12 protein-coding genes and 1 pseudogene are annotated in these 12872 nt (G+C 39.6%); 9 read left to right on the top strand and 4 right to left on the bottom strand.

Translation table 11 applies throughout. The features are described from left to right. Nucleotides 1-119: 119 nt before the first annotated feature. Complete coding sequence (locus C427_RS08670) at nucleotides 120-497, top strand: hypothetical protein (RefSeq protein ID WP_007643402.1); 378 nt, start codon at nucleotides 120-122, stop codon at nucleotides 495-497. Nucleotides 498-711: 214 nt separating this feature from the next. Here the strand turns inward: C427_RS08670 and C427_RS27320 are convergent. Beyond that, nucleotides 712-1682, bottom strand: a pseudogene (locus C427_RS27320) (calcium/sodium antiporter). A 309-nt stretch (nucleotides 1683-1991) separates the two neighbouring features. Between C427_RS27320 and C427_RS08650 the strand changes: the two are divergent. The 4 genes from C427_RS08650 to C427_RS08635 all read left to right on the top strand — a co-directional run bounded on the left by C427_RS08650 (nucleotide 1992) and on the right by C427_RS08635 (nucleotide 4638). Then, nucleotides 1992-2231, top strand: a complete 240-nt coding sequence (locus C427_RS08650; protein WP_007643404.1) for a hypothetical protein — start codon at nucleotides 1992-1994, stop codon at nucleotides 2229-2231. 655 nt (nucleotides 2232-2886) lie between these two features. Then, the gene (locus C427_RS08645) at nucleotides 2887-3972 is read left to right on the top strand and encodes an MBL fold metallo-hydrolase (protein WP_007643406.1); all 1086 of its coding nucleotides are present in this window, start codon (nucleotides 2887-2889) and stop codon (nucleotides 3970-3972) included. A 97-nt stretch (nucleotides 3973-4069) separates the two neighbouring features. Next, nucleotides 4070-4309 carry a CDGSH iron-sulfur domain-containing protein gene (locus C427_RS08640; protein WP_007643408.1) on the top strand — a complete coding sequence of 80 codons (240 nt, stop codon included), beginning with the start codon at nucleotides 4070-4072 and terminating at the stop codon, nucleotides 4307-4309. Nucleotides 4310-4446: 137 nt separating this feature from the next. Beyond that, on the top strand, nucleotides 4447-4638 hold the full coding sequence (locus C427_RS08635; protein ID WP_007643410.1) for a DUF4177 domain-containing protein: 192 nt from the start codon (nucleotides 4447-4449) through the stop codon (nucleotides 4636-4638). Nucleotides 4639-4763: 125 nt separating this feature from the next. On the opposite strand, the gene C427_RS08630 is transcribed toward C427_RS08635, so the two are convergent. Continuing rightward, complete coding sequence (locus tag C427_RS08630) at nucleotides 4764-5759, bottom strand: AraC family transcriptional regulator (RefSeq protein WP_007643412.1); 996 nt, start codon at nucleotides 5757-5759, stop codon at nucleotides 4764-4766. Between the two features lie 97 nt (nucleotides 5760-5856). On the opposite strand from C427_RS08630, the gene C427_RS08625 reads away from it, so the two are divergent. The 4 genes from C427_RS08625 to C427_RS08615 all read left to right on the top strand — a co-directional run bounded on the left by C427_RS08625 (nucleotide 5857) and on the right by C427_RS08615 (nucleotide 8269). Further along, on the top strand, nucleotides 5857-6315 hold the full coding sequence (locus C427_RS08625; RefSeq protein ID WP_007643422.1) for an SRPBCC family protein: 459 nt from the start codon (nucleotides 5857-5859) through the stop codon (nucleotides 6313-6315). Continuing rightward, entirely contained in the window at nucleotides 6312-6524 is a 213-nt protein-coding gene (locus C427_RS28160; protein ID WP_015430685.1) for a hypothetical protein, read from the top strand. The genes C427_RS08625 and C427_RS28160 overlap by 4 nt, the downstream gene beginning before the upstream one ends. A 15-nt stretch (nucleotides 6525-6539) precedes the next feature. Continuing rightward, nucleotides 6540-7136 (top strand): sterol desaturase family protein, encoded by a 597-nt coding sequence (locus tag C427_RS08620; protein WP_269079243.1) that lies wholly within the window; start codon nucleotides 6540-6542, stop codon nucleotides 7134-7136. A 110-nt stretch (nucleotides 7137-7246) separates the two neighbouring features. Continuing rightward, nucleotides 7247-8269 carry a bifunctional helix-turn-helix transcriptional regulator/GNAT family N-acetyltransferase gene (locus C427_RS08615; RefSeq protein WP_007643427.1) on the top strand — a complete coding sequence of 341 codons (1023 nt, stop codon included), beginning with the start codon at nucleotides 7247-7249 and terminating at the stop codon, nucleotides 8267-8269. A 200-nt stretch (nucleotides 8270-8469) separates the two neighbouring features. On the opposite strand, the gene C427_RS08610 is transcribed toward C427_RS08615, so the two are convergent. Together C427_RS08610 and C427_RS08605 are read right to left on the bottom strand one after the other, a co-directional pair. Next, a complete protein-coding gene (locus C427_RS08610; protein ID WP_007643429.1) occupies nucleotides 8470-11598 on the bottom strand; it encodes an efflux RND transporter permease subunit in 3129 nt (1042 codons plus the stop codon). Beyond that, nucleotides 11591-12691, bottom strand: coding sequence for an efflux RND transporter periplasmic adaptor subunit (locus tag C427_RS08605; RefSeq protein WP_007643430.1), 1101 nt, complete (start codon nucleotides 12689-12691; stop codon nucleotides 11591-11593). The genes C427_RS08610 and C427_RS08605 overlap by 8 nt, the downstream gene beginning before the upstream one ends. Nucleotides 12692-12872 lie beyond the last annotated feature (181 nt).

The following is a 12872-nucleotide window of genomic DNA, read 5'->3' as shown; positions in this document are numbered from 1 at the left end:
AAACATCAAAAGCACGTCACTACCATAATTGCTTGCAGCAGAAGTGATATTCTATTTTCCTAAGGTATAGCTCGAATTTGGTATGATGCTAAGTAGAGTATAATGAGAAGTTAAACGCTATGAAAAAGACCCTCCTGATAACTGGACTCATTGCAGTTTTCGTTGCTGCATTTATATGGTCATTACCGGCGTCAATCGATGACGATTTGAATCAGGTTGGCAATGGCAAAAAGTCGGTGGTTTTTATTTACGATCTCAATCTAATAGTGAGTAATCAACAGACAATTGAAATTAATAATGCTAAGAGGGAGCTTGGTGATACCGTAAACTATTTAGTATCACGCACAGGTTATCCAGCAACAGATAAAATTATGCAAAAATACAAGGCAAAAAGTGCAGAACTCTTGTTCTTCGATGAAAGCGGTGAACTTTTCAAGCGCAAATTTGCGCTCGTCAATGCAGCGGATTTAAAGATAATATTGGCAAACGTAGACTAAAATGTCATTAGTATGCAGCTTTGGTATTCCGCTTTAGCTCTTTTTTGCCGTTTGCCAAAACGAATCACATCGTAAGTTCACTGACTGGGAAGTTTGTGCCATTTGCAGACATATATGTTTAGTTCAGGGAACGATCCCAATTAGCAGAATCAGACATTCAGGGGTTGTTTGTTCAGGAGAAAATATGAGCGATAAATGGTCGTTTTAGGTCAAACTACAATATAGTACTGAAAAGATACCCCGTATACCCAAAGAATACTGTCAATAATAATGCTCCCTCAATTCGATTAATTCTACCAGCATGCTGTTTATGGCCAAGACCCATTAACAATAAAGCAAACGTTAGCACGGCCATTAGAGTCCAGTCGCGGCTCAGAACGGCGACTTCCAAGCTCATTGGTTGAATTAAAGCTGCAATACCGACAACAGCTAAAGTGTTAAACAAATTTGAACCTATAATATTACCCAGTGCAATATCATGTTCGCCCTTTTTAATCGCTATCAACGAAGAGGCTTACTCTGGTAATGAGGTGCCTATTGCCACCACAGTTAAACCAATAATCAGATCGCTAATCCCTAAAGAATGAGCAATAAAAACTGCTCCGTAAACTAATAAACGCGAAGCGAAAACTAACAATAACAACCCTAAGGCCAACCAGAGTATTGATGCTTTTAATGACATAGTCGGAGTACTTGCTAATTCTGTGATTACTTCAACTGCTAAGGCATCACCTGAATTATGCATTCCTTGCCACACTGTCCAAAAAACAAACAGTAAAAATATACCTATTAAACACCACGCATCGACGGTACTTAAATTAAGATCAAACAACTGCCAGCCCGCAATTAAAGTAATCACTAATAAAATAGGGAGTTCTTTACGCAGTACTTGTGGATTTACTTTAATCGGACTAATTAGTGCAACGAGACCTAAAATGAGAGCAATATTAGTAATGTTAGAACCATAAGCATTACCTAGTGCCAAGCTTGGATTACCATCTATGGCTGCCATAGCAGATACCACCATCTCTGGCGCTGAAGTACCAAACCAACTACTAGCATACCTACTAATAGCGGAGGCATACCTGCGTATTTAGATGTCGCTGCGGCACCGTCGACAAAACGATCTGCACTCCATAGCAACAAAATCAACCCTGATATTAACGATAATATTGCTAGAAGCATTTTGATAAATCCTAATGTAGGTATATCTCATAAAATGATAGGAAAAATTAAAAAATGAACTAATTTACCTTTGATATACCTACACATATTAACGGCGGATTAGGGCTTAATTATAATAAGAAAAATTAGTCAGAGTAAACAATAATTAAGAACAGAGCACTTAAAGAATAGCTCTTTGATGAAACAAACTTATATACCCGTGTCATTCAATAATGACATATATAAATGGGCTTTAATGTTCGAATTTGGCACAATTTTTTGGTTAATTATCAAGGATTAGAACGTCTGATTTTTCAGTAAAGCGACAATATGTGCAAAGAAACCTGGCTGTCTGGCGATCGCTCATTGGAGCCAATCATTTTATTAGGCAAGTCTGAGTTTCAAACATTAATCTGCTCACACAACAAAAACACAGCATTCAGTGCTTGTTTTTATCATAAATCGATTCAATTACTTGGCCGAATGAGTGCTTTATTTTTAACCAGCTTGAGTGCCTTAGTTCAAAACAATAAACGCAGAGCTAGAGGCCATCATACTCAGGTCACCTGAGTCACACCGTCCGCTACAAAATAATCAGCCAAACAGAAGATCACCCAACAAATATCGTGTTCTCTGTAACGAAGACACAATAAGATCACTTAGATTTGATGCCTTCCTCCCACGCCGTTGTTTAAAGCATAAGAGAACACAAGCTTATTCAAACAGATAATGTCGAGCCCATAAATTAAATAGACCCCGTTATATGTAAGCTGAATCATAATATAGAATTTTTACTCAGTGACATTAAACACCGGCTTTATGTTAGTGAGATAAATGCTTAGTTGCTTTAAACTACAAGACTTAGTTACTCAGCGCAGTTTTGACTCATTTATAAAATAGGGGTTAAGGATTGGAGTGATCCCCTAATAAAAATATCATTTACATTTAAGATTCATATTTATATTTATAATGTGTGCGACGAAATACCCATTATGAAATAATGACAGCTGGAAATTTAAACGCATGACGTTTCCAAATAGTAATATGAATGCATTTTTAGAGAGAGATAATGAAATGCGCAAACGTGTCTATTTGTATCATTTTAACATTGACTGTCTTATTTGCGTGCTTGAAGGTGATGACATATTAGTTATGGGTTTTCGGTTATGAATATTTTAGATCATAAGAGGCAAATAATGAGAAACAAAAAATGATGAGGGTGATAATGAGTACCCTTTTAGCACTCGCTTTATTATTTGGCTGTACCTCATCGTCGTCTAAATATTCTGAGAAACCAGCATTAGACAATAAACCCAAACACCATACACATAGTGGATATCAAAACGATCCGTTTGTAGAAACTGTCGCCCCCAAAGGCCTATCGTTCTATATTCGAAGAGCATGGGACTCATTGTTTGTTCCTGATATTCCTGAAGGACATCAGTTGTCAACGTCAGAGTCGATTCAACTTTTAAATTCAATTAAAAACGAGCGTATTACTTGGTTGGGCCATGCCAGTTTTCTGATAAAAACCTCTGATGTGACAATCTTAACCGACCCTTTTCTATCCGAATACGCCAGCCCAGTTTCGTGGGCAGGGCCAAGAAGGTTTGTTGCTTCGCCCATTCCTATCAATCAATTGCCATCAATCGATATTCTGATTGTTTCACATAGCCATTATGACCACTTAGATGATAAAACCGTTAGAAGCTTAAACGCTAAAGATGAAATACACGTGGTGGTGCCTTTGGGGCTTAAGTCTTTTTTTACTGAGCGGGGATATACTAAAGTGACTGAGTTAGATTGGCATCAATCAGAATTGATTAAAGGCATAAAGCTGACTGCAGAACCCGCAGTTCATGACTCAGCACGCAGTATATCCGATCATAATGAAACCTTATGGGCCACCTGGGTAATTGAAAGTACCCAGAAACGTATTTTGTTTATTGGCGATAGCGGTTACTCAGAAACCATCTTCAATCATATCGGTGATAAATATGCTTCGTTTGATTATGCTATTTTACCCATAGGGGCTTACGAACCTAGGGAGTTGATGTGGATGTCACATACCACTCCACAAGAAGCGGTTTCCATAGGAATAGATGTGCGAGCAAAGACTTTGATTGCTTCTCATTGGGGAACAATCAGCAGTTTGTCAGATGAACCAATATTTTCTCCTCCTATACGATTTAAAAAGTCAGGGGCTGATAATGGTTTTCTCGACAAAAATGTATGGACAATGAAAATAGGTGAGACAAGGCCGCTATTTTCAAATAGTCGTGCTAATCATGCAAAGCAGCCATTAAATTAAAATTATCTCAGTTTGACTAAAAAGTAGCTAATAACAGTGCCCATTATATGTCAGTATTCGTGGCGTTATGTTATTCAACAATTATGAGGGTTCTATTATGAGTGAGGCAATTCGAGCATCTAATACGCCATATGCAGTAGACGTGGAATCAGGTAAAAATTACTTTTGGTGCGCCTGTGGTAAAAGTGGGAAACAACCTTTTTGTGATGGTTCTCATGGTGGCACAGGTTTTACGCCAGTAAAGTACATGGCTACCGAGTCCAAAAAAATATTTTTTTGTGGCTGTAAAGCGACGGCGACACAGCCAATGTGTGATGGTAGTCATAAAAAAATATAACCCGATAAAGCCCAAACTCGTTGGCATATATTTCAGAATTATATTGTGAAATTATCGCCAACCCGTTTAGGCAAAATTTTAAACTCGTTATACGCTTCTGTTATCGACATAATTTTGATACCTACAGGGATGAAGATATGAATTGGGAATATAAAACAGTTAATTTAAAGTTCAGAAAGCTTTGGACGAACTCAGAACTAAATACAGATGAATTAGATGCTGTAATTAATGCTCAGGCTACGTTGGGATGGCATATTGTCAGCGAGAGTATCTCTTCGTTGTTTGGTTACCCTCAATCCGCTTTATGTGTGTATAAAAAACAAAAATAAGGCTGAGTTTCTGAACCAAAATGTAATGTGGATTAATCATTAACCGCCACATAATAAGCGTTCAGATTTTTAATATTAGATGCCAAATTGACTACACTATTCAATATTAACCAGCTCTACAGCATTCATTTATGCTTTAAATAATATAATGGGCTGTATCCATACCAACGTTTAAATGCGCGATTAAACGAACTTTGGTCATTAAATCCAAGCTTATTGGCAATTGTACATAAAGAGTATTTTCCAATATACAGCTGCAGACGCCTTTTGCGTTCACTTCCAAGTAATTCAGCAAACGATGTTTTTTCTCGTCTTAAGTGGCGCTGCACGGTGCGTGGCGTCATGTTTAATGCGCTTGAAGTGCGAATTAAATTACAGTCGTCCAAATCATTTTTTGCCATCAGCAAATGATTAATTTTTTCAGTTAATAATTGCTGACTTTTAAAGCGCGATAATTGTTGCTCTGATACTTGTTTAAGTACAAGATTTATTTGTGTGTTGTCAGTTTTAAAAGGCAGCGCCAAATAACTACTGGGGAACTCAATTTGGTTATATTCGGCGTTAGTTTCAATAGGGCAGTTAAACCAGCTAGCAAGAATCTTTGTTTCAGCGTGAGACCAAGCTTGGGTAAAATAAATTCTACTAGGCGATAACTGCGAATTAAGCAATTGACGAATAACACCCACCCAAGCGGTCATATTCCGCAAGATAACTTGAGAGTTACAACTTGTATGAGGTATCCATCGAATAACAGCAATATCGTGTTGCTGCTCGAATTGTGCCTTACCTATGTCTGCCACCAAACTGTCATAATTAAGAAGCGCTGCAATTGCACTGGCTAAGTTATCACTCGATTCTATTAGATACCCCAACACGCCAAAATCAGCGGTCCGAATTTGCTGGCCAAGCTTAAAACCAAACAACGGTTCGTTTAAAGTATGTTGCGCATAATCCAGCAGGGCATTATAGCTGCTTAAACTAATACGAGGCGCTAGCTGTTGAGCTTGTTTATCATTGTACTCTTTAAAATTAATTGCTGACAAAACAACTTGGCTGTTAAGACCCAGAGTCTCAAGGTAGTCAAGACTGCTAGAAAAGTAATGATCGGCAAGTGTGTTCATTTGTCGCCTAAAGCTAAAATATGGTCGCGAAACAGCAAGTCTGTCACGGAATATTTTTATATACTAGTTCAACTGCTAAATACCTGCTGTTGTAAAAATGATATCAATAAGTGTAAAACAAAACATTGCTGCAAAACCTTCACAGGTGAGAGATATATTGCTCGAACATGAGCATTTGTGTCGTTTTTTTAATGCTAGGTTTTTACTCATAAAAGCACAAAATGAAGGTCAAATTAGCGGTGGCACAGGCTCTATAAGGCAAATCAGTATGCTCGGCGGTAAATTTCAAGAGCGGATTATCAGCGCAGATGACAAGCAAATTAGTTATCAAATAATCGGTGATAAACCCGTTGCACAACATCGTGGCGATATCTATTTTCATTCAAATAATAATAGCCCAGAGCCATCAACTGCGCCGATAACTGAAATTACCTACAATATAAGCTGCAAAGGGCCATGGTGGGTGCCCGAATTCATATTAGGATATTTAATAAAAAAAGACATAACACAAGCACTCAAAAAATTAGCCTCTCACTTTAAAAGCGCAGCCCTATGACCGTTGAAATTATATTACTTGCGCTGAGTCCGGTGTTTATTATTTTTATCAGTTATGAGTTTATTAAACATAGACATTATTACGATATAAAGGACAGCTTAGCCAATACTGCGCTAGCACTAATGCACCAAGGCGCAGATGCGATTGTCTTTACTGCTGTTAATGTCCGTTTTTTTATTGGCTTTATGAGTATCGATTATTTGATATAGAACTTTCAGTAATAAGTGTTTTTGTTGCCTTTATATTGCAAGATTTTTTTATATTATTGGTTTCATAAAGCGTCGCACCATATTCATTGGTTATGGGCTGCACACATCGTGCATCATAGCTCGACCAAAATGAATTTTACGACTGCATTTAGGCAAAGTTTAATGTATCCCATTGCCGGTATGTGGGTGTTTTGGATGCCTATGATATTACTCGGCTTTGACCCCATTACTGTATTTACAGTCGTGGCTCTAAATTTGGCATACCAATTTTTTGTACACACCCAAGTAGTCAACAAATTAGGTTGGTTTGAAAAAGTTTTTAATACCCCTTCCCACCACCGAGTACATCATGCAATTAATAAAGGATATTTAGATAAAAACTTTGCAGGTGTACTTATTATCTGGGATAAATTGTTTGGTACTTACGCTGAGGAAGAAGCATCAAAACCCTGCAAATATGGGATTATTGGTCAGTTAAACAGTAACAACCCACTTACCATAACTTTTCATCAATGGGCTTATTTAGCTAAAACCACACTTAATGCAAAAGGTCTAAAAGCAAAACTAAACGTACTATTTAGTTACCCGACCAGCGCCTTAAAACATAAATAAGCGTTGCAGGAGTTTAGGTATACAAATAGTTAACTACAATAAAATAGTGCTCTTGCATTTTACATAACCACTTATATAATAATTTATACATTTTTATAATAAAGCATACTATGCAACAAGATTTCTTAAATGAATTAGCAGAGTTAGCCCTTGGCAGCCGGCTAAAACGAATAAGTGAGCGAATGTTAGCCAGCGCGTCGGATGTTTACCAAGAATTTGGCATGAACATTAACCCTAAATGGTTCACCCTAATGGCGCTGCTAGACGTAAAAGACAGTAATAAACAATCATTGACCATTGTAGAAGCGTCGAGCCTTCTGGGTTTATCCCAGCCCGCCCTAAGTCAGTTTTGTAAAGAGTTACAAAACGAAAAGCTGATTATGATTATTAAAGACCCTGCTGATTCACGTAAACGGGTACTGAGCTTAACGCCTAAAGGCCGTGAGCAAGTAAAAGAGTTGAAGCCAATCTGGAAAGCGGTGCAGCAAGCCGCCACAGATTTATGTACTGAGCATAATAATGATTTTTATCGGTCTTTACTTTTGCTCGAAAAATCATTTTCTCGTGAATCGTTACTTATCCGCACACGGCGTTATATCAACCAAACCGCGATGCAAACTCAAGTAGTGATTAAGCCGTTTGAACCTGCCCTCGCCCATCATTTTGAAACCATTAACAAAGAATGGATTGACGAAATGTTTGTGTTAGAAACGATTGATAAACAAGTATTAGAAGATCCACAAAGCCATATTATCGATAAAGGCGGTAAAATTTGGTTTGCCGAACACCCAACGCTAGGTATTGTCGGCACATGTGCGTTCTGGAATAAGGGCGATAACAGCTTTGAGCTGACAAAAATGGGAGTATTAAAATCTGCAAGAGGGCTTAAAGTAGGTGAGATTTTGCTACAACATGTACTCAGTGAAGCTCAGTCATTAAGCATTAAAAAGCTATTTTTACTCACCAACGCAAAATGTGAGTCAGCTATCCATCTGTACGAAAAGAATGGCTTTGTCCATGACAAAACTGTTATGCAAGAATACGGACAGAACTACGCACGCTGTAACGTAGCTATGTTGTCTAAAGCTTTCATCACTGATGAAACTAACCCAATACCCAAGCAATCATTCTGATAAAATTACAGCATCCAAATGATGGCACTTCTGTGAAGAGGCAGGTATCACTTAATCTACTCTTGATGATTTTAGTTATTTCCAACACTAGATGATATTTTATCTAATCCTAACTTCGACACATATTTTTTGTCACTTATATCGAATAAAGATACCTTTGAGTGCAGGGCCGAGCAAATTAGCGCTTGGCAAACTCAATATCATGTGCTTTTCGCTTCTGCAGTACCAGAGGCTTCAGTGTGCTTATCTTTAGAGTGATTAGATGCTAAAACCATATACACACTTGGTAGTACTAAAAGGGTAAACATGGTGCCAACTAACATACCTGCAACCAAGATTATACCGATGCTATTTCTGGCTTCAGCTCCTGCCCCTGATACCAGCACCAATGGAAAGTGTCCTAACACTGTGGCGGCGGTTGTCATTAGTACCGGACGTAATCTTGTTTGTGCTGCAAGCTGAATAGCTTCTATTTTAGCGTACCCTTGCATCTGCATATGATTAGCAAATTCCACGATAAGAATGCCATTTTTGGCTATCAAACCCACGAGTGTGATAAACCCCACTTGGGAGTAAATATTAATAGTGGTGAAATCCAGAAACGTAAACATCATCGCTCCTGCAAGTGCTAATGGCACTGAGCCAAGCAACACCACCAAAGGGTCGCGAAAACTATTAAACTGGATCGCTAGGACTAAAAACACAAACACTAACGCCACCAATAAAACACCTTCAAGTGAGTTGCCTTCTAAACGAATTTGCCTAGATTCACCTGCATAGTCAATGTTGTAATCGGTGGGTAATAGTTCAGCCGCAGCAGCTTCTAACGCAGTGAGTCCCTGTTCTTTGGTTGTGCCAGGGATAACTTCGCCATAAATGCGAAAGGCATTTTTCTGTTGAAACTTTACTAACACTCTGGGTGCAACTTCGGTTTCAAGCTTAGCAATAGAACGAATAGAGACAAGGGCGTCACTTGGGGTACGAATTTGCAAATCTAATATAGCATCAGGGTTAACTCTTTGGTCCTCATCCACCATTGGAATAACGCGATAGGCGCGACCGTCTTTGTTGAAACGATTTACAAAATTACCAGATAACATCACATCTAACTGGCGACTGACACTGGCTAAGTCCATGCCTAAATCCGCTATTCGTTGACGGTCTAATAAAAATCTGGCTTGAGGCAGGTCAATTTTCAAGTCTGTTTCAGCAAACAAAAACTTACCACTGGCCATGGCTGCCGCCACCATTTTATCAGCGTAAACCTTCATTTCTTCATATGAGTCAGTACTTAAAACCGCCATTTCAACCGAGAAATTGCCGGACGTTGGTAAAGCCGAGTCCAATACTGGAAAAGCTTTTAACCCAGGCACCGATGATAGTGCACCAAAGGCCTTCCAAAATATATCTTGCACGCCCTCGCTGCGGTCTTTTAAAGGCACAAATTCAACCCCACCAAAAGCACCAACAGGGTTAATAATTTGCCACATAAACTTACTACCATCGAGTTGTTTCATCACGTCCACCACGTCGTCCATATGTTGAGTGGAGTATTGCAAAGATGATTCCGGTGCGGCTTCAATAATAACGGTAATACTTGACTGGTCTTCAGTGGGTGCAAGTTCTTTAAGTGACAATAAATAAAAAGGCACACTTAACAAAGCCAAAAATACCGCCCCGGTTAAGACTTGTGCTTTAAAATTTATTGTACGTAACAACAATTTGCCGTACCACGCTTGCAAACGTGCAAAACCAGCATTTATTTTTAGAGTGAACTTGCCCTCTTTTCCCCCTTCAGGGCAAGCATAAGCACTCATGATGGGGGACAGAGTCACCGCAACAAAACCAGAAATCAATACGGCAATAGCTAATGTAAATGCAAACTCTTTGAACAACGCCCCCGTTAAGCCAGACAACAAACCTATTGGTGCATAAACCGCAGCCAAGGTGATAGTCATACTAATAATCGGGGCTAATAATTGCCTTGAACTGATTAGCGCTGCTTGCATCCGGCTCATGCCACTGCGCATATAACGCGCAACATTTTCGACTACCACAATCGCATCGTCTACCACCAGCCCCACTGATAACACTATGGCTAAGACGGTTAATAAGTTAAGCGTAAACCCCATAAGAGTCATGGCGGCGATCGCGCCCAAAATTGAAATAGGAATAGTAATAAGCGGTACAAGGGCTGTGCGAAAAGAGCCCATCATTATCACCACCACAATACCAACTAAAACAATCGTTTCAGCAAGGGTGATAAAAATTTCTTTGAGGGCGTTACGCATATATAACGTGCCATCAAAACCACTGCTAATAGTGAGTCCTTTTGGCAACGTTTGATTGATGCTATCAAGCTTTTTATACAATCTATCGCCGATATCAATCTCGTTGGCGCCCGGTAATGGCCAAACAGAAAGAAAAACGTTGGTCTGTTTGTCTAACCTTGCGGTAACTTGTCCTTCTACTTCGCCAATCTCTACTCTAGCAATATCACTAATACGAATTTGCGCGCCATTCACTTCACGCACGATAAGCTGCTTAAACGCTTCGACGTTGGTCAAAGAGCTGTCGGTCATTAAGGCGATACGTTGTTGATTGTTCTCACTTGCGCCTATGGTGGCAATCAGGTTATTACTTCGCAGTGCATTGGCCACATCATCAGCAGCAACATTAAACGCGGCCATTTTTTGAGTATCTAACCATATTCGCATAGCGGGTGAACGACTACCTTCAAGTCCAACTCTCTGCACACCGAGAATAGTAGATAAACTCGGCACAACACGTCTAGATAAATAATCTGTCACCTCTAAGCGCGACATACCGGCGTTTTCTTCATCGTATTCAACGTTTAGATAAAACACTGCAAAAGGTCTGTCAGCTCTGACAACTTGAACGGAAGGATCTTCCGCCCCCTCTGGCAATTCAAAACGAATTTGCGTCAGTCGTGAAGACAGCTCAGCCAGTGCTTCAGTGCTGTTTTCATTCAACTTCAACCAGACGTTAACGGTGCTTAAACCAAGTGTGGTATTCGAATCAATGTAATCAACGCCAGGCACAGACGCAGCAGCTCGCTCGATAGGTTCGGTTATAAAGCCTTGAACCACATCTGCGGATGCACCGATGTAAGGTGTGGTAATTTGTAGCGAGGCACTCGCGATTTTAGGAAACTGTAAAACGGGTAAGTCGATTGAAGCGCGAATACCCACCAGCACCAACACCAAAGATAGAACAATGGCTACCACTGGCCGCCTGCAAAACACATCCATAATAGAAGGCTTGGTGTCTTCCTCACTAATCAACAGTTCGCCCTTGGACTTATTCATTGAAGGTATTTCCTTCCTTAAAAGAAGCCACATTAACTAATATGCCTTCTCTCAATTTAGACGACCCAATAGAGGCAATGTGTTGACCAATCGAAAGTCCAGAAGTCACAATGGCAGTTTTGTTATCTTTAGCCTGCACTTCTATGCTTTGACGTGTTGCACGCCAATCTTGATTGTTATCTTTGTTCAAAATAAATACATAAGAGCCAAACGAATCATAACGCACAGCTACACTGGGTATCCTGACTACATTGAGACGATTTCCAAGGGACACTTGCACTTCAATTAAAGCGCCAGGCTTAATTTGCTTAGGAGAGTTCAACCACAGAGCCCTAACACGCAAATTTCTGGATGCGGTGTCTATTTCCTGACTGAGCGCAATAATCTTAGCTGTATGCAAATCGTTGAGTAAACTTGCTGACCTGACCTGAACAACATCACCTTCGGCTAAATTTGCGTACTCTTGAGGTATTAAAAAGTCCAACCAAACAGCGTCACTCACACTCACCAAACGTGTGATTAAAGTATTCTCAGACAAATAACCACCTACTTCAAGTTGATGTAATCCAACCATTGCATCAAAGGTTGCCAGCAGTGTTTTTTTGGTAATCGTAGACTGCAAAGCACGCACATTGGCTTCAGCGACAGCTAATTGTGCCTTAGCTCTGTCAAGTTGATCGCGGCTAGAGGCGTTACTTTTTAGCAACTCGGAAAATCGATTTACCTCCAACTGCGCTATACTGACTTGTGCCGTTAACGCAGCTAATTGTGCTTCTTCATTTTCCACATCGAATTGCAATAACAGCGAACCTTTGGCCACTTTACCACCTGAAATAAATCCAACATTGGTTATAACACCTGCTAATTCATTACGCAGATCTAAGCTTCGAGTAGCAACAACCTCTCCCATAACACTTAAAGAAGATTGCCACTGGCTCTGCTCCGTTACGATAATATTCACTGTCTCACTGGGTTCAGGAAAAGACTCGCCAAAAGCAATGGCCGCTTTGATTTGGTTGAATTTCACAAACCCCAACACAGTCACTATTACCAAACAAAACAAAAATGTCCATATCCAACGCCAAAAGTGCATAACGGTTCCTAATACTAAAAGTGAGCTCAAACTAATGTTACGGCTATGTAAGCCTTTTAGTTCTAATGATAACCAGATAATACCTTTATAGTTACAGTAACTAAACAATCGGTATCACTAGATGAAAATTAACGATTGATTAGTCCCATAAACTGGTTTCTCTGCATAGAAAATACCAGCA

The organism is Paraglaciecola psychrophila 170 (genome assembly GCF_000347635.1).
Classification (GTDB): domain Bacteria; phylum Pseudomonadota; class Gammaproteobacteria; order Enterobacterales; family Alteromonadaceae; genus Paraglaciecola; species Paraglaciecola psychrophila.
This window is presented reverse-complemented; position numbering and strand designations above follow the sequence as displayed.